The 17,266-nt window shown below is 39.5% G+C and carries 18 protein-coding genes; 15 read left to right on the forward strand and 3 right to left on the reverse strand.

The window, feature by feature from the left end; translation table 11 throughout:
- Positions 1-58: 58 nt before the first annotated feature.
- Both BKO01S_RS14015 and BKO01S_RS24665 read right to left on the reverse strand, forming a co-directional pair.
- Positions 59-250: a hypothetical protein gene (locus tag BKO01S_RS14015; RefSeq protein ID WP_066055042.1), complete on the reverse strand. Its 192-nt coding sequence runs from the start codon at positions 248-250 to the stop codon at positions 59-61.
- 52 nt (positions 251-302) lie between these two features.
- Complete coding sequence (locus BKO01S_RS24665) at positions 303-473, reverse strand: hypothetical protein (RefSeq protein ID WP_198158822.1); 171 nt, start codon at positions 471-473, stop codon at positions 303-305.
- A gap of 148 nt (positions 474-621) precedes the next feature.
- Between BKO01S_RS24665 and BKO01S_RS14020 the strand changes: the two genes are divergently transcribed.
- Positions 622-1,056: a hypothetical protein gene (locus BKO01S_RS14020; protein ID WP_066055045.1), complete on the forward strand. Its 435-nt coding sequence runs from the start codon at positions 622-624 to the stop codon at positions 1,054-1,056.
- A 9-nt stretch (positions 1,057-1,065) separates the two neighbouring features.
- On the opposite strand, the gene BKO01S_RS14025 is transcribed toward BKO01S_RS14020, so the two are convergent.
- A complete protein-coding gene (locus BKO01S_RS14025; RefSeq protein WP_066055049.1) occupies positions 1,066-1,818 on the reverse strand; it encodes a MurR/RpiR family transcriptional regulator in 753 nt (250 codons plus the stop codon).
- A 193-nt stretch (positions 1,819-2,011) separates the two neighbouring features.
- Here BKO01S_RS14025 and BKO01S_RS14030 point away from each other — a divergent pair, with 193 nt between their 5' ends.
- From BKO01S_RS14030 to mgrA, 14 genes are all read left to right on the forward strand, one after another.
- Positions 2,012-3,340, forward strand: coding sequence for a 6-phospho-beta-glucosidase (locus BKO01S_RS14030; RefSeq protein ID WP_066055052.1), 1,329 nt, complete (start codon positions 2,012-2,014; stop codon positions 3,338-3,340).
- A gap of 124 nt (positions 3,341-3,464) precedes the next feature.
- Positions 3,465-4,067: a YczE/YyaS/YitT family protein gene (locus tag BKO01S_RS14035; RefSeq protein ID WP_066055055.1), complete on the forward strand. Its 603-nt coding sequence runs from the start codon at positions 3,465-3,467 to the stop codon at positions 4,065-4,067.
- 265 nt (positions 4,068-4,332) lie between these two features.
- A complete protein-coding gene (locus BKO01S_RS14040; protein ID WP_066055058.1) occupies positions 4,333-4,818 on the forward strand; it encodes a hypothetical protein in 486 nt (161 codons plus the stop codon).
- A complete protein-coding gene (locus tag BKO01S_RS14045; RefSeq protein WP_066055061.1) occupies positions 4,802-6,151 on the forward strand; it encodes a 4Fe-4S binding protein in 1,350 nt (449 codons plus the stop codon). The genes BKO01S_RS14040 and BKO01S_RS14045 overlap by 17 nt, the downstream gene beginning before the upstream one ends.
- A gap of 125 nt (positions 6,152-6,276) precedes the next feature.
- Entirely contained in the window at positions 6,277-7,467 is a 1,191-nt protein-coding gene (nagA, locus tag BKO01S_RS14050; protein ID WP_066055064.1) for an N-acetylglucosamine-6-phosphate deacetylase, read from the forward strand.
- A gap of 3 nt (positions 7,468-7,470) precedes the next feature.
- On the forward strand, positions 7,471-8,220 hold the full coding sequence (gene nagB / locus BKO01S_RS14055) for a glucosamine-6-phosphate deaminase (protein ID WP_066055066.1): 750 nt from the start codon (positions 7,471-7,473) through the stop codon (positions 8,218-8,220).
- Complete coding sequence (locus tag BKO01S_RS14060; RefSeq protein WP_066055069.1) at positions 8,213-8,935, forward strand: GntR family transcriptional regulator; 723 nt, start codon at positions 8,213-8,215, stop codon at positions 8,933-8,935. Before nagB ends, BKO01S_RS14060 begins: the two co-directional genes overlap by 8 nt.
- Positions 8,936-8,953: 18 nt before the next feature.
- A complete protein-coding gene (locus BKO01S_RS14065) occupies positions 8,954-9,703 on the forward strand; it encodes an SIS domain-containing protein (protein ID WP_066055071.1) in 750 nt (249 codons plus the stop codon).
- 34 nt (positions 9,704-9,737) lie between these two features.
- Complete coding sequence (gene nagE, locus BKO01S_RS14070; RefSeq protein WP_066055548.1) at positions 9,738-11,183, forward strand: N-acetylglucosamine-specific PTS transporter subunit IIBC; 1,446 nt, start codon at positions 9,738-9,740, stop codon at positions 11,181-11,183.
- Positions 11,184-11,353: 170 nt separating this feature from the next.
- Complete coding sequence (locus tag BKO01S_RS14075; protein ID WP_066055075.1) at positions 11,354-12,553, forward strand: MFS transporter; 1,200 nt, start codon at positions 11,354-11,356, stop codon at positions 12,551-12,553.
- An 82-nt stretch (positions 12,554-12,635) separates the two neighbouring features.
- Complete coding sequence (locus BKO01S_RS14080) at positions 12,636-13,676, forward strand: oxidoreductase (protein ID WP_066055078.1); 1,041 nt, start codon at positions 12,636-12,638, stop codon at positions 13,674-13,676.
- A 24-nt stretch (positions 13,677-13,700) separates the two neighbouring features.
- Positions 13,701-14,663 carry a 2-hydroxyacid dehydrogenase gene (locus BKO01S_RS14085; RefSeq protein WP_066055081.1) on the forward strand — a complete coding sequence of 321 codons (963 nt, stop codon included), beginning with the start codon at positions 13,701-13,703 and terminating at the stop codon, positions 14,661-14,663.
- Between the two features lie 39 nt (positions 14,664-14,702).
- On the forward strand, positions 14,703-15,953 hold the full coding sequence (locus BKO01S_RS14090) for a sugar efflux transporter (RefSeq protein ID WP_066055085.1): 1,251 nt from the start codon (positions 14,703-14,705) through the stop codon (positions 15,951-15,953).
- 209 nt (positions 15,954-16,162) lie between these two features.
- Positions 16,163-17,155, forward strand: coding sequence for an L-glyceraldehyde 3-phosphate reductase (mgrA, locus tag BKO01S_RS14095; RefSeq protein ID WP_066055088.1), 993 nt, complete (start codon positions 16,163-16,165; stop codon positions 17,153-17,155).
- Positions 17,156-17,266 lie beyond the last annotated feature (111 nt).

Genomic DNA, 17,266 nt, shown 5'->3' on the forward strand with positions numbered 1-17,266 from the left:
AGGCACATCACAAAAGAGAGTAGTCGTTTGACTACTCTCTTTTGTGATGGAAAAAAATCTACTTTTTAGGTAAGTCTAGTGCTTGGTATGCTAACTGATATTTTCCCCCTTCAGCAACTTCCGCATGGTACAAAGCCTTTAGGGCAAATTCTTTTTCAAGCTCGTGATCTTTCATTAATTCTTTTAATCGATTTTGCAATTCTTTATTGTCTTTAATTAGCTGTTTCATTTGCGATTTCATGTATTTCATGTGTGAGGTAACTCCTACTTAGTAGTTTGCTAATAAGTTAATGTTCCGGCTCTTACTCATTTTCCTTAGAATCTTCTTGGTAATGTTCATTTAAGTATGGATTTTCTGTTGTAGCAAAATTAACAGATTGAAGACTGGTTTCTGGGTCCATTCCGTAATAACCTTTTCGCTCCTCGTTAACCAACTCACCACTTTTAAATTGTGGTTCTGTTTTTTCTTTCATGATGCACCTCTTTTCTTCTTCCTCTTTTTATTTTCCTATAAGTAGGATAGAATATTCGCTTCTTTCACAGTTGTATAACCAAACAGAGACAAGGATATTTTAAAGGTATACATAAATGAAAGAAATTCCGGAAGGGCCGTGAGCGTAAATGTGGTATGCCTATACAATTGTAGCGATATTTCTCTTGATCCTGTTATTTATGCCTAAAAAGCTGACCTTAAGAGAGCTGTATTTAAGTGCAGGAGTACTAGGTTTTGGTGCCTGGCTTGGAAATGCATTAGTGGGGGATGTTTTTAAGGCATTTAGAATCGGTCCTTCTCCTCATACTTATTTTATCGACTACATTTTCATTTCATTTGTTCCTTTAGCCATTGGCTTAATCTTTCTTAATTTTTTAACCCATAATAAATCTACTCTCTACAAATGGTTATGGATTGTCCTTTCATTTCTACTTGTATTAGGTGCAGTAAAATCAGGTTACATGGTGAGTATGGGTTGGAAAACTTGGTACTCTATACCTGTATTTATATTTGTGTTTCTAGCCTTTTTACCTTGGCATCTAAGGATAATGAGAAGCGAATAACCCACCTTTTTACAAAGGAGGGATTTCTTCGTCCTTATTCTTCCTCCCTAACTCATAAACCAATCGGGCAGTTTCTTCTAATATATATATCACCGGAATCTGTGTAGTAATGTTTGAATGATCCACAAATTCTTCAGCTACATAATAGGAGATGTTTACATCAGCTAATTTAGCAATCGTGGATTGACGATTGTTGGTAATACTTATAATTTTACTTCCTTTTCCTTTTAACTGGTGAATATGAGAAATGGTGTAATTCCCTTCTCCTGAAACAGAAAGGGCAATGGTGATACTATTATTCAAATTTGCGTGAATAGGCATAAATGGATCTTTAATATACATAGAGAACTTCCCTAAGCTTGAGAAATATCTCGCTCCGTATTCGGCGAGAATCCCTGAACTACCAATTCCAATAAAAATAACACTATCTGCTTTTGAAATGACCTCTGCAGCTTCCTCCAATTTAGAAGCGAATTTCTCATTCTGTGTTCGTTCAAAAAACTCTGCTAAAACATGTTGGCTGCTTTTAATGGTCGGCTCATTCTTTTCATCAATTAAAAGCTTTAGTTTTACTTTAAACTCGGAAAATCCCTCACAATTTAACTTCCTGCAAAATCGCATGATCGTTGAGGTGGAAACGTGGGTTTCATCTGCAAGATCACGTATTCTCATGTAGACAACTTTCCCTTTATTTTGTGTTATATAGTTGTAAAGTAGCATCTCTAGTTCATTGAATGTTGCTATAACCTCATTCGTAAACAAAGCCTTCTCTCCCTTACATGTTAACGCTGTTTTCATGATTCATTATACACTATGAAAGAAACACAGTGTTATTTTTAAGAAACAAATGCCTTTTTGTGAGAAACAAATCAAACGCTTCCAAAACTATATTCATTTGTGCAAATCCCCTATAGAATAGGTGTTAGTAAATCAGTACTTTTTAGGAGGATGAACAATGAGTAAAGGCATTAAAATCGTCACTATTGGCGGAGGTTCAAGTTACACTCCAGAATTAATTGAAGGATTTATTAAAAGATACGATGAGCTACCTGTAAGGGAACTTTGGTTAGTTGATATAGAAGCTGGTAAGGAAAAGTTAGAAATCGTTGGAAATCTTGCTAAGCGTATGGTTGCTAAAGCTGGCCTTCCAATTGAGATTCACCTAACATTAGATAGAAGAGAAGCACTTAAGGATGCAGATTTCGTTACGACTCAATTCCGTGTAGGTCTACTGGATGCTCGTGCGAAGGATGAAAGAATTCCATTAGAACATAACGTAATTGGCCAAGAAACAAACGGTCCTGGTGGACTTTTCAAAGGTCTTCGTACAATTCCGGTAATCCTTGGTATTTGTAAGGATATTGAAGAGCTATGCCCGAATGCATGGTTAATCAACTTCACAAATCCAGCTGGAATGGTAACGGAAGCAGTTTTACGTTACAGCAATATTAAAAAAGTAGTCGGATTATGTAATGTTCCAATTGGAATGAGAATGGGAATTGCTAAAGCGTTGAAGGTTGAGCCTGAGCGCGTTCATGTGGACTTTGCAGGTTTGAACCACATGGTGTATGGACTAAATGTATACCTTGATGGTAAAAGTGTAATGGACCAAGTAATCGAAGAAATGGCTAACCCTGAAAATGCAATGACAATGAAAAATATCTCAGGTCTATCATGGGAGCCTGACTTCATCAAAGGTGTAGGGGTTATTCCATGTGGATACCACCGTTACTACTACAAAACAAATGAAATGCTTCAAGAAGAACTTGAAAAAGCAGAAACAGAAGGAACACGTGCTGAAGTCGTTCAACGTTTAGAAAAGGATTTATTCGAGCTTTACAAAGATCCAAACCTAGATATTAAGCCTCCACAGTTAGAAAAGCGTGGGGGAGCTTACTACAGTGACGCAGCATGTAACCTTATTAACTCTATCTACAATGACAAGCGTGATATTCAACCGGTTAACACTCGCAACAATGGTGCCATCGCTAGCATTGAAGATGACTCAGCTGTAGAAGTGAACTGTATTATTACAAAAGAAGGTCCTAAGCCGATTGCGGTTGGAGATCTTCCAGTAGCAGTAAGAGGACTTGTACAACAAATCAAGTCTTTTGAAAGAGTGGCAGCAGAAGCAGCAGTAACAGGAGACTACAAGAAAGCGGTACTTGCTTTAACGATTAACCCGCTTGTGCAATCTGATAAGCTTGCTAAGGAAATCGTTGATGAAATGTTAGAGGCTCATAAAGAGCATTTACCACAATTCTTCACGAAAGTTGAAGCATAAAAGCACGATATGAAATGGCTCTGGGGGCATATCGTTCCCAGAGCTTTTCCTATGGAAAAAAATAATTTTTACCTAGTTCTGCACCGGATAAATCGGATGAGAATTGGATGTGGAGGAAGCATTGATGTTAAAGAAAACATCTTTCTTTTTTATTGGGTTAGTTATCGCGTGTTTAGGAGTAGGTTTAATCATTAAGTCCGGTGTAGGAGCAGGGCCATGGGATGCGTTTTTTGTGGGGATCACTGATAAACTCGGCCTCACGGTTGGGATCTGGGTTATGCTTATCCAAGCTTTTTATTTAGTGTTTAATTCAATCTTATCGAAGAAACGCATTCAATTTGAATCGGTGATTACCGTCCTATTGTGGGGTGTCATTATCGATTTTCAAATGGGTGTTACTTTGAAGAATGTTCAACTCGTGGATGCTGCATTGTCGATGCAATGGGGGGCATTCCTAGTTGGGATCGTTCTTACTGGAATTGGAATCGGTATTTATTTAACCTCTAAATTCCCAACCATGCCATACGACGGTACCATGCTTATCATCAGTGAGAGATTCAAGATTACTTTAAATGTCTCTCGAACCATTTTAGAGGTGATTGGCTTAGCTTTTGCATGGAGCGTTGGGGGGCCGATTGGTCTAGGAACTGTAATCATTATGTTGATGATTGGTCCACTCATTCAAATTTGCACGCGCTATTCAACTCTCATCTATGAAAAAATATAATGCTTGATAAAAGGGGCTCACAAAAGGTGTGAGCTCCTTTTATCATGCGTAATAATTGCAGGAATTTGTCTAAATGTATGTCAGATTGAAAAAGTTGCAAGAAATCAACCATAAGTTGCAACAAACTCTATTAAACTTGCAACAAAAGTGAAAAGCTACTTCTATTGTTCTTAATTTCTCCAAACATTCTACATAAATTCTGCATATCCTCCGTTTACATTTTATCTAAGCAATCATTAAATTACATTCGGAGGTAACATTTCGTATGAAGCATTGGAAATTTGCTCTTATCGCAGCAGGATGGTTCTTGTTTTTTTCCTATAATACGGCAGTACTTGCACATGAAGGGGAGGAACAAGAGGCAGAAACCTACCTAAAGGACTTTTCAACTAATGAACATGAACATTCAGACACCGAAGAGCAAGTAACGGACTCCCATGATTCTCATGAGATCGAAGATAGTACTCATGATAGTGAGGATTCAAGGGAACATGACTCCCATGAAACAGAAGCATCTACCAATCATAATCATAGTAACCAAGAACATTCCGAATCCACAATCAAAGAAGAAAGTCATGATGATTCCGGCTCCCATGACCAAGGTGGCGGACACGGTGCATTCACTGGGGAAGAGACTGGTCCTAACTACATCGTACTGTCGAGCATTGCATCAGTAAATGCCGGTTTCCTTCTGATAGGTATTTGGAACAGAGTCAGAAAGGGAGGAAACTATCATGGCGGTAACAAATAAAAAATCTTCTTTCGATTTATTATCCATTCCAATTATTAAGAAGTTTATCAAAAGCAAATGGTATCCAGGCATTTTTCAATGGACAGTGTTACTAGTCTTCTCTATTATCGTGTTTGAGTTAGTGGCAGGAACGGTGAATCCACATCGTAATTTTGGAACAACAATGACGTGGGTGCTATGGTGGCCGATTATTCCTATCTTATTTATAGCACTGGGGCGATTTTGGTGTGCCATCTGTCCATTTGGAAAGCTAAGTGATATCATCCGTAAGATGGTAGGCAGTGAGAGGCCCATGCCGAAATTCTTACGAAAGTATGGGATCTGGCTAATCGACTTATTCTTCATTGCGATTACATATAGTGATCATGTATGGGGAATTGTGGAGTCACCTCGTGGATCAGGGTACTTGCTGCTTTTACTTGTCACAATGGTGGTGGCAACATCTGTATTTTATGAGAGAAGAACATTCTGTAAAACGCTTTGTTTTTTAGGAGGACTAGCTGGAAATTACTCTCGATCGGGAGCGTTACAGCTAAGAGGAACAGCAGATATTTGTAGAACGTGTAAAACACAAAGCTGCTTTAAGGGGAGTGAAAAAGCAGAAGGGTGCCCGATGTTTCAATTTGTTCGTACAATGGATTCGAGTGCTGAATGCAATATTTGCGGAAACTGTGTGAAAAATTGCCCGAATGAATCAATCAAACTAAACCTACGTGTTCCGACAAAAGAGCTTTGGAGTCTCAAAAATCCAAAACTTGAGCATGCCTCACTTGCAGCAGTTATCATGGGAATTGTATTTGTACAAAACATAACCATGCTCGAAATATGGGGGCAAATTCTCGAAACAATTTCTTTTGTAACGGGTACCTCTAATTACGTTGTTAATTTTACGATTGCCTTCATCATTTCTATGGCACTTCCGATTTTGCTTTTATTAGGTGCAGCCAAGCTAGCAACCATACTCGGGATGCCTAATACAATAAAGAAAAACTTTATCCTTTTTGGTTATGCTTTTATTCCACTAGATCTTGCCGGACATCTTGGACATAATTTGTTTCATATCATCACAGAGGGCAAAGCAATTTGGTATAATTCACTTGCTTTCATTGGACAAGAGGTAACAAGTGGTGACTTAAGTTTAGCGACGACACCAACGGTTCAAATGCTTCAATATATCATCATTACGATAGGATTTATAGGATCCTCTTATACGGCTTATAAGATGGGAAAGCAGGCAACCTTTAAAGCCATGCTCCCATACTATGGCTTAATGCTCGTTCTAGGAATCATCAATATTTACTTATTCTCACTCCCAATGAGTCATCGTGTGTAAAAAATAGAGCTGCTGAGCAATCAGTAGCTGTTTTTATTTGGTATAAAAATTGGTCTAGACAACTATATGTATAGAGTGATATGATAAACCTGCAATAAGGTCTTAATAGAAAGAAGGTAGAGAGGATGAATTCTTCTCATTCACCCCTTTTACTAAAAGGGATGAGAGTGTTTTCAGAACAGGGAATAATTGAAAGCGGTTATATTAAAACAAGCAATCAAAAAATAGTAGAAGTAGGATCATTCGAAATGGTACCTGACGAAAGTGGATTCGAAGTGATTGAGCTTCCTCCACATTTCATACTCCTTCCTGGCTTCATTGATGTGCATATTCACGGAGCCAACGGTGCAGATGTCATGGATGCTACTGAGGATGCCTTATATACGATGTCAACTTCTCTTCCACGTGAAGGAACAACGAGCTTTTTAGCAACAACTATGACACAATCGCACGAAAAAATTGAGAAAGCCTTAGAAGTGGCTGGTGAATATATCAAAAACAACCAAGCAACGGACCAGGCAGAGATTTTAGGTATCCATCTGGAAGGGCCGTTTGTCAATCCAAGCAAAGCCGGAGCACAGCCGGTGGAACATATGGAGCATCCAAATACCGAGTTGTTTAAAAATTGGCAAGCCCTTTCACAAGATACGATTAAACTCGTAACACTTGCTTCGGAACTTCCTGGTGGAATAGAGCTTATCCAATATTTGAGTAACCATCATATTATTGCCTCTATTGGTCATTCGGATGCAACCTATGAAGAAGTTAAGCAAGCAGTTGAAGCAGGATCGACTCAGGTTACACATCTGTTTAATCAGATGAGAGGGTTGCATCATCGGGAGCCTGGTGTGGCTGGGGCAGCCTTTTTGCTAGAGGAGCTAAAGGCCGAGTTGATTGTGGATGGTATTCACGTTCATCCAGAAATGGTCAAGTTCGCCTTTCAGCAAAAGAAAAAGGATGGTCTAATCTTAATCACAGACTCCATGAGAGCAAAATGCCTGAAAAATGGAGTGTATGAGCTTGGTGGCCAAGATGTGTATGTGAACGATGAAATGGCGACGCTTTCAGATGGAACACTAGCAGGCAGTATATTAGAGACGAAACGTGCTGTGAAAAATATGATCACATACACGAATTGTACACTTGAGGATGTTGTGCATATGGCGTCTATTAATCCTGCAAAGCAATTAAACGTATACGATCGAAAAGGAAGCATAACTGTTGGAAAGGATGCTGACTTTGTTATTTTAGATCGAGACCTGGAAGTGGAATTGACGATTTGTCGTGGATCGATTGCATTTCAGAGAAAGGAATAGATTATGAAACTAATTGAAGTAAAAAACTATGAGCATATGTGTGAACTGGCAGCAAGTTATATCAGTGATAAGGTCCGTGCTAATCCAAACATTACGCTAGGATTAGCAACTGGGGGAACACCACTAGGGACGTATAAAAAGCTGATTGAGGATTATAAGCATGGAAAAACATCTTACAAACAAGTTGTTAGCTTTAACCTGGACGAATATATTGGGTTAACAGGACAGAGTCCAAATAGCTATCGTTACTATATGAATGATAACTTTTTTGATCATATTGATATTGATCAGGATAATACCTTTGTACCAAATGGAATAGCGACAGACCTTGATCAAGAGTGTAAAAATTATGAGGAGCAAATTCGAGCTAAAGGAGAAATTGATCTTCAGTTATTGGGAATTGGGTCAAACGGTCATATTGGCTTCAATGAACCGGGCGCTTCTTTTGAATCGTATACGCATGTGGTTGAGTTAACTGAATCAACAAGAGAAGCAAATTCCATCTATTTTGAGAGGATGGAGGATGTTCCAAAAAAGGCGATTACAATGGGGATTGCTTCGATTATGAAGAGCAAGGAAATTCTTTTACTAGTGTCAGGTGAGCATAAGCATGATTCGTTAGCCAAACTATTAACCGGAGATCTAACCGAGCAGTTTCCGGCATCCATCTTAAAGCAACATCCTTCTGTCACTATTATTGCGGATGCAGCTGCCATTGGAAATTTAAATATAAAGGAAGTTATGTATGATTAATAAAAACTCGCCTATTCCCATCTATTATCAGCTGGAGGAGCTGATAAAGGATCAAATTGAAAAAGGGGATCTGAAGCCTGGAGATGCCCTTCCACCGGAACGCGAGTATGCGGAAACCTACCAAATTAGTCGTATGACGGTTCGACAAGCGTTCACAAAGCTAGTGAACGACGGTTATTTATACCGTTTGCAAGGAAAGGGTACCTTTGTAGCAGAAAGAAAAGTGGAGCAAGGATTACAAGGACTAACCAGCTTTACCGAGGATATGAGGGCAAGGGGATTGGAGCCGGGAAGCCAGCTTATAAACTTCGAAGTCATTCCAGCACCGGTCCGTATTGCTAAATATCTTTCAATTGAGGAAAGTAGTCCTGTGTACGAAATCAAACGAATCCGTCTGGCTGATCAGGTGCCAATGGCACTTGAAACTACTTATATATCCACAGACAAGGTAAAGGGGCTAACACAAGAGATTGTGAATCGTTCGTTGTATGAGTATATCGAGGGTACGTTAGGCTATAAAATCGATCATGCAAGACAAATTATCGAATCATCGGTGGCGAATCAAATTGAATCAGAGTTTTTACGTATTCAAGAGGGAGCTCCGATTATGCTAATCCAGAGAAACACATATCTTGAAGATGAAACCCCTATTGAAGTCGTGAAGTCCTCTTATCGGGCAGATCGCTACAAGTTTATGATCGACATGAAGAGGTAGAAGGGGAGGTGGGAGAACATGATCAAAGAGTATTTTCAAAAGCTGAGAGAGTTACTCGATGAGGTTGAAAATGAAGAACAGGACAAAATGAGTATAGCGGCTCATGAGATTGCTCGTTGTATACAAAACGATGGAATCGTTCATGTGTTTGGCTCTGGACACTCCCATATGCTAGCGGAAGAACTCTTTTACCGTGCAGGTGGACTCGCTCCGATTAGCCCCATTCTCATAGAGGATTTGATGCTGCATAAAGGAGCCGTTGAATCATCCAATCTAGAAAAAAAGAGTGGTCTAGCAAAAGGGAAGCTATCTTCTAGCAAGATTCTAGCAGGTGATATCGTAATCGTGGCTTCAACTTCTGGAAGAAATCCCGTTCCGATTGAAGTAGCAGAAATTGCGAGGGAGAGGGGCGCGTATATCATTGCAATTACTTCCCCTCGTTATGCAGCTACACAAGCTTCTAGGCATGAAAGTGGAAAGTACTTGTTTGAAATGGTTGATTTGACCATCGATAATCACATAGAGGTTGGCGACACCCTTTTGCACCATCCAAATAGTGCAAGTGGGTTTAGCTCTGGTTCTTCCATTATCGGTATGACGATCGTGAATGCAATTATGGCTGAAACCATTCAGCTGATGCTTGAAGAGGGAAAAGAACCTCCTGTGTTTTTAAGCAATAATGCCAACGATGCTGGTTCGCATAATCAACGTTTAATTGATCGATACAAAGAAAGAATCCCAATGTTAGTTACAAATATCTATAAATAACTTTTTTGAGGAGAAAGAGGAGGAAAACAAAATGGTGATGAAGTATTTACAAAAAATTGGTCGTTCACTTATGCTTCCTGTGGCCGTTTTACCGGCAGCAGCCATTCTGATGGGGATTGGATATTGGATAGATCCGTCTGGCTGGGGAGCAGGAAGTCCAGTTGCGGCGTTCCTGATTAAAGCAGGAGGATCCATCATCGATAATATGGCCATTCTTTTTGCGGTTGGGGTTGCTCTTGGAATGTCCAAGGATAAAGATGGATCTGCAGCCCTAAGTGGCCTCGTGGCATATTTGGTTGTTACGACATTGCTTTCAACGAATGCTGTGGCCATGCTTCAAGGGATTGATCCAGCAGAGGTAAATGCTGCGTTTGGAAAAATCGGAAATCAATTTATTGGTATTTTATCAGGGTTAGTGGCAGCGTTTGCATATAATCGCTTTAGTCATGTAAAACTGCCAGATGCCCTTGCCTTTTTTAGTGGGAAACGTCTCGTACCTATAATGACTGCTGTGTCTATGTTAGTGGTATCATTAGTTCTTTTCTTTGCATGGCCAGTTATTTTCACTGGGTTGGTTTCATTCGGTACAGCGTTCAGTAAGCTTGATTTTATCGGAGCAGGATTGTATGGATTCTTTAACCGCTTATTAATTCCAACAGGGTTACACCACGCACTCAACTCTGTATTCTGGTTTGATGTGGCTGGCATTAACGATATCGGTAACTTCTGGTCTGGAAATGGAACAAAAGGAACAACAGGTATGTACCAAGCTGGTTTCTTCCCTGTCATGATGTTTGGTTTACCGGCAGCGGCACTTGCGATGTATCATACAGCTAAAACCGCTCGTAAAAAGCAAGTGGCTTCCTTAATGCTTGCGGCAGGATTTGCTTCATTCTTTACTGGGGTAACAGAACCGTTAGAGTTCGCATTTATGTTCGTTGCACCAATGTTATATGTGGTTCACGCGGTGTTAACAGGAATTTCTTTAGCTGTGGCATCCCTTTTCCACTGGACTGCTGGATTTGGCTTTAGTGCTGGTTTCGTTGACTTTGTATTAAGTTCAAGATTACCACTAGCAAACCAACCATATATGCTTCTTGTGCAAGGTTTAGTATTTGCAGCAATTTATTATTTCTTATTCCGTTTCTTAATTACAAAGTTTAATTTAATGACACCTGGTCGTGAAGATGAAGCAGAAGAGGCTGGAGCAACTATGACAGCTAGTGGTGACAAGTTCGCACAAATGGCTGCTGTCATTTATGAGGGCTTAGGTGGAGATACTAATGTTACTTCTGTAGACAATTGTGTTACTCGTCTTCGTATAGAGGTAAAGGATATGGGAGCTGTTGACCAAGCAAAAATCAAATCAACAGGCATTCCAGGTATCAATATTGTTGGGCAAAATAGCATTCAAGTAATTGTTGGTACACAAGTGCAATTTGTTGCGGATGAAGTAGAGAAGATTCGTAAGAAGAAGTAGGTTTGATTGTTTTTATCCTAAAGAGGATGAGCTACGGCTTGTCCTCTTTTTCCTTGGTTAATTTTTAGTAAATTAGGATATTATCTTACATCTTTAAGAAGATTTGGTGGTATACTTAGGTGTATTTCAGGTGAGAATGTAAAATTCTCGCAGGGGCTGGAGGTGCTTGCGTGAGCGCGGAACAAAGGAAAAAGTTAATTGTACTAATGATAAATATGTTTATTGCGATTGGGAGCTTCGGTATCATTATCCCAATTTTGCCTGCTTATTTGCAATCGATTGGTCAGGGCGGAACCGCAGCTGGTTTAATGATCGCGATATTTGCTGGAGCACAGCTGATTTTCTCACCAATTGCCGGAAAATGGACGGATCAATTTGGTCGAAGAAAAATGATTATATACGGATTAATTGGATTAACCGCATCGATGTTTATTTTTTATGCCGTTGATACCATTTGGTGGTTATACGCATCACGGGTAATCGGTGGAATAGGAGCTGCGCTTCTCGTTCCTGCCATATTCGCTTATGTTGCAGACATTACAACGATGGAGCAGCGTGCTAAAGGAAATAGTTTAATTTCAGCAGCTATGTCACTTGGAATTGTCATTGGACCGGGAATCGGAGGCTTTTTAACAGATTACGGATTAAAAGTACCCTTCTTGATATCGGCGATTGTATCGCTTGTAGCTGTTATATTTTCCATTATTGTCCTAAAAGAAAGCCAGCAGGAACAAGCGGAAGGAATTCATTATGATGATGAATCCATGGTCAAAAAGCTAGTTCGATCGGTGAAAATGCCTTATTTTATTCCACTAGTGATCACCCTTGTAATGAGTTTTGGATTAATGGCTTATGAATCAGTACTAGGCTTGTTTGTTGATAATGAGTTCGGTGCAACCCCTCAGGAAATCGCTTTGATGATCACAGCGACAGGGATCATCAGTACGATTGTTCAATTATTTGTTGTTGATCGATTGGTAGTTACCCTTGGTGAGGAGAAGGTACTAACTATTTTCTTAGCAGTTGCCACGGTAGGATTTCTGTTATCGATTTTTGCTTCAAGCTATGTGTTGTTCTTTGGTATTACGTTACTTATCTTCTTAGCAACGTCGATTCTACGCCCGGTGTTAAACACCCTAATTTCAAAGCTTGCTGGTCATGAGCAAGGCTTTGCGATGGGAATGAATAACGCATATATGAGTATTGGTAATATACTTGGGCCAACACTCGCTGGACTGCTTTACGATGTGAATATCATTTACCCGTTTGTATTAGGGTTAGTATTATTAGTATTTACATTAATGACAACGATGGCTTGGGTGAAACGTTCACCGAAACAACCGAAATTGGGTACACCTGAAAAGGTATAAAAGATTAATTATTACAACTCGCTTCCCCTAATGGTGAAGCGAGTTTTCTTATGCTTTAATATAGATAAGGAGAGTGATTAGGATGAAATTTACAATGGGATTTATTGGTTTTGGAAAAAGCGTTATAAGATATCACCTGCCCTATCTATTAGTAAGAGATCATGTAAAGGTGAAAAAAATTTACTCCCGCACAAAAAAAGAAGAACTCGAGAACACATATAAAACACATGGAATTGAATTTACATACGAACTTAATGAGCTATTAAACGATGCTGAGATCCAGCTAATAAGTATATGTACAGCACACAACAGTCATTATGAGCTAGCAAAGAGATGCCTGGAGCATAATAAACATGTGCTTGTTGAAAAACCGTTCGTTACGACGACTGAAGAGGCGAAGGAACTCTTAACAATAGCAAAGGAAAGAAATCTCGTCATTATGCCCTATCAAAACCGCCGTTTCGATAGCGATTTCCTAGCGTTAAAAGAGGTGCTCGAAAAAGGATACCTTGGAGAAGTAGTGGAAGTTGAATCACATATGGATTATTACCGAACGGAAGCTCCTTCGATACCAGGTGAATTTTACGATGGGGCGTTTTACGGGTTAGGAGTTCATACATTAGATCAGATCGTCTCGTTATTTGGTAAGTCTGATAAATTGTATTACGATATCCGTTCGATCCGAAATTCGAAAAATCCTGATGACTATTACCATGTGGAATTATTTTACCCAACCTTCAAGGTAATCGTGAAAACGAATCACCTAGTGAAAGTTCCATACCCAAGATTCATTGTTCATGGGACAAAGGGAAGCTTTATTAAATACGGAATCGATCGACAGGAAGAGTTTCTCAAAGCAGGAATGATGCCAGGAAGTGTCGGATTTGGAGAAGATCGTGAAGAGCATTATGGAGTAGTAACCTACACAGATGAACAAGGTCAGGAAGTTAAACAAAAAATTCCATCCCCTGTTGGAGATTATGGAAAAGTATATGATTCCCTTTACAACCACATTATTAATGGACAGCCGAAATTAGTGAGTGATGAAGAAGTACTTTTTCTTATGCAGATATTAGAAAACGGAGTAAAGGGAGATAACCCTAAGGTGCTGGCATTCAATTAGAATCTGAAAGGAGAGAGGCTGCACTTGAAGCCGACGGTATATATCACTAGGAAAATTCCTAATGAGATCATTCAAAGGATAGAAGAGCATTGCGTGATTCGAATATGGAAGGAAGAAGATATTGCTGTACCAAGAAATGTGTTAGAGAAAGAAATTCAGGAAGTGGAAGGGTTATTTTGTTTGTTAACCGACACCATCGATCAATCTTTATTGGAAAAGGCAAAAAGATTAAAGGTAGTCAGTAATATGGCAGTAGGTTTTAACAATATAGATATTGAAGTAGCAAAGTTAAAAGGAATCACTGTAACCAATACACCAGGAGTATTAACAGAAACAACCGCCGATTTAACATTTGCGTTATTAATGGCAACAGCTCGTAGATTAATAGAGTCATCGACTTATTTGAGAAATGGGGACTGGAAAACATGGTCTCCTATGCAATTGACTGGTCAAGATGTGTATGGGGCAACATTAGGAATCATCGGTATGGGGAGAATTGGAGCGGCTTTGCTAAAAAGAGCCCAAGGCTTTGACATGAAAATTCTCTATCATAATCGGTCTCGGAAGCTGGATCTGGAAAAGAAATTTTCTATGACGTATGTTGAAATGGATCAGTTATTAAAAGAATCTGATTTTGTCTGTATCATGACTCCTTATACTCCGGAAACGAAACATTTGATTGGAGCAAAAGAATTGGCTTTAATGAAAAGCAATGCCATTTTAATCAATACCGCACGCGGTGGAATTGTAAATGAGGATGCCTTGTATGATGCATTACAGTCGGGTCAGATTTGGGCAGCAGGATTGGATGTATTTGAGGAGGAGCCCGTTTTCCTGAACCATTCGTTATTAACACTGCCTAATGTAGTGACTCTTCCTCATATAGGGAGTGCGAGCATAAAAACAAGACTTCAAATGGCCCATCTAGCAACAGATAATTTATTATTAGCTTTAAATAATCAAACACCGAAACATGTAGTTGTATAAAAAGTTATAGCTTCATAGTCCAACAGAAGGATTGATGATATGAAAAAGAATATGATTACCGTAACAAAGGAAAAGGTACTATTTATTTGGAGAATTCCATCCTTACCTGTTCTTTTTTTAATTAACACCATCCTTGGTTTTGCCACTTCCTTCTTTATCCCCTACTCATCTCTTTTCGGTATTGATGAAGTCGGAATGAGTAACGCAGCATTCGGTGTCTTTATGACAGTGCTGGCGTTAGGTGGGGTAACCATTAGCAGTTCGTTGGCAAAGTTATCAGATACAAAGCTTAGTAGAAGATACTTGCTTATCCTTACTACCATCGCTGGGGTGATTGGGTATATATTATTTGCATACTTACGAAATTATTTTGCTTTGTCTGTAACCGCATTCTTTCTATTGGGGGCATCAGCGGCTGCTGTTCCTCAATTATGGGCATATGCAAGAGATGCTTTAAAAGAGGCTGCTATTCCAGCAGAGGATACGCCTTTTATCATGAATATCTTTCGAATGTTTTTTGCCTTAGCTTGGACGGTGGGCCCTGCTCTAGGGGCCTGGCTCTTAATATTGGTTGACTTCAAAGGGTTGTTTTTATTCGTAGCTGCAGGGTACTTGCTTGCTTTTCTAACTGTTGTGTTTTTATTACAGGAAGTGTCAAAACAGAAGGTTGTGAGTCAAGAGGCATTGTCAGTAAAAAAATCAATCATCAAACCGCATATTTTTGCCAATCTAGCTGCGGCACTATTACTATCGACAGCTACTTCTATTCATATGTTAAATGTGCCTCAATTTGTTACGAAGGTACTTCATGGAACGGAAATGGATGTTGGTTTGATTTTTAGTGTGCCACCGATTTTTGAGGTTCCGATGATGATTGGGCTAGGTTTACTAGCCACAAGAATGGATGTTTCAGTGCTTGTGAAGATTGGATTTATCACTGCTCTTACGTATTTTCTTTTATTTAATTTTGTTACCGAGCCTTGGCAAATCTATCCCCTGCAAATCTTAAGTGCCGCACAGGTTTCCATTACGTCTGGCATTGCTATTTCTTATTTTCAGGATTTTATGCCAGAAGCACCGGGTACGGCAACCACTCTTTACATGAACGCGACACAGATTGGATCTACGGTAGGGTATTTGTTGTTCGGACTTATTTCTGAGTTCATCAATTATGACCATATGATTACGGTCTATACTCTTTCTGCCGGCTTGGCATGTGTATTTATGGTTCTTTATGGAAAAGAGCAAAGACTGCAAACTTCAGCTCAATCGAATGCACCAGGTTTATAAATTAAGGCTGTTTTCGTAAAGTTTGTTGTTTTGGAAAAATCCTAAAAGCCGGATTTTTCCCCGCATAACGCTGGGTTTATTGGTCTATTTGGAGATTAGCTCTTTTCTAAGGATGATAATATACTGATTGGCTGTTGAAACAAATAGTTTATTTCCTAAAAAGTGTGTATATAGCAACAACTAAATTAAAGAGAAAAGAGGAATAAAACATGGTCTATCAAGCAAAGGACAATCGCTATGAATCAATGAAATATAATCGAAGTGGCCAATCAGGATTATTACTTCCAGCCATCTCTCTAGGGTTATGGCATAATTTTGGTGGAGTAGATACGTTTGAAAATGGCCGTGCCATGCTTAGAAGAGCGTTTGACTTAGGAATTACGCATTTTGATTTAGCAAATAACTATGGACCACCGGCAGGTTCCGCTGAAGAAATGTTTGGACAGATGTTAAGGACTGATTTTGCCCCTTATCGGGATGAAATGATTATTTCTTCAAAGGCAGGCTATTATATGTGGCCTGGACCTTACGGAAACTGGGGGTCGAAAAAATATTTAATGGCAAGTCTTGATCAAAGTCTGAAGCGGATGGGGCTTGATTATGTCGATATTTTTTATTCGCATAGACCTGACCCGAATACACCGCTTGAAGAGACGATGGGTGCGTTGGATTTAATCGTCCGACAAGGAAAGGCGTTATACGTAGGGATCTCGAATTATAGTGCAGAGCAAACTGCTGAAGCGATTAGCATACTAAATCGACTCGGTACACCATTGGTTATTCACCAACCTAGCTATTCCATGCTAAACCGTTGGGTTGAAGATGGTTTGCAGGATGTCTTACAAGAAAACGGGGTCGGCTCAATCGCTTTTTGCCCCCTTGCACAAGGATTGCTAACTAATAAGTACCTTACTGGACTCCCAAGTGATTCAAGAGCTGTGAAGTCAACAGGAGCATTAGGAACAAACCAAGTAACAGAAGAAGTGATTAGCCGCGTTCAAAAACTCAATACGCTTGCGGCAAAACGAGGACAAAGCCTTGCTCAAATGTCTCTTGCTTGGGTACTTCGTGGAGAAAGAGTAACATCTGCTTTAATAGGAGCCAGTAAGGTTAGTCAAATTGAAGACAATGTAGCAGCACTCAATCACTTGGAATTCACATCGGAAGAATTAACACAAATTGAAGATATCTTAAACAGCTAGCACGAGTAAGCCTGTTGCTCCATCCTGACGATGGGGGAACAGGCTTTTTTCATAAATTGAGTTTTATGGGGAAAAGTAGAAAGTGAACGTATTCACAGCTGGAGATGATCA

Source organism: Robertmurraya korlensis NBRC 107688, from assembly GCF_001591645.1.
In the GTDB taxonomy this organism is placed as follows: Bacteria; Bacillota; Bacilli; order Bacillales; family Cytobacillaceae; genus Robertmurraya_A.

Bases quoted from the DNA above. Each gene is read 5' to 3' on its own strand.
- BKO01S_RS14015 (WP_066055042.1), bottom strand. From the start codon at position 250: ATGAAATACATGAAATCGCAAATGAAACAGCTAATTAAAGACAATAAA.
- BKO01S_RS24665 (WP_198158822.1), bottom strand. From the start codon at position 473: ATGAAAGAAAAAACAGAACCACAATTTAAAAGTGGTGAGTTGGTTAAC.
- BKO01S_RS14020 (WP_066055045.1), top strand. From the start codon at position 622: ATGTGGTATGCCTATACAATTGTAGCGATATTTCTCTTGATCCTGTTA.
- BKO01S_RS14030 (WP_066055052.1), top strand. From the start codon at position 2,012: ATGAGTAAAGGCATTAAAATCGTCACTATTGGCGGAGGTTCAAGTTAC.
- BKO01S_RS14035 (WP_066055055.1), top strand. From the start codon at position 3,465: ATGTTAAAGAAAACATCTTTCTTTTTTATTGGGTTAGTTATCGCGTGT.
- BKO01S_RS14040 (WP_066055058.1), top strand. From the start codon at position 4,333: ATGAAGCATTGGAAATTTGCTCTTATCGCAGCAGGATGGTTCTTGTTT.
- BKO01S_RS14045 (WP_066055061.1), top strand. From the start codon at position 4,802: ATGGCGGTAACAAATAAAAAATCTTCTTTCGATTTATTATCCATTCCA.
- nagA (WP_066055064.1), top strand. From the start codon at position 6,277: ATGAATTCTTCTCATTCACCCCTTTTACTAAAAGGGATGAGAGTGTTT.
- nagB (WP_066055066.1), top strand. From the start codon at position 7,471: ATGAAACTAATTGAAGTAAAAAACTATGAGCATATGTGTGAACTGGCA.
- BKO01S_RS14060 (WP_066055069.1), top strand. From the start codon at position 8,213: ATGATTAATAAAAACTCGCCTATTCCCATCTATTATCAGCTGGAGGAG.
- BKO01S_RS14065 (WP_066055071.1), top strand. From the start codon at position 8,954: ATGATCAAAGAGTATTTTCAAAAGCTGAGAGAGTTACTCGATGAGGTT.
- BKO01S_RS14080 (WP_066055078.1), top strand. From the start codon at position 12,636: ATGAAATTTACAATGGGATTTATTGGTTTTGGAAAAAGCGTTATAAGA.
- BKO01S_RS14090 (WP_066055085.1), top strand. From the start codon at position 14,703: ATGAAAAAGAATATGATTACCGTAACAAAGGAAAAGGTACTATTTATT.
- mgrA (WP_066055088.1), top strand. From the start codon at position 16,163: ATGGTCTATCAAGCAAAGGACAATCGCTATGAATCAATGAAATATAAT.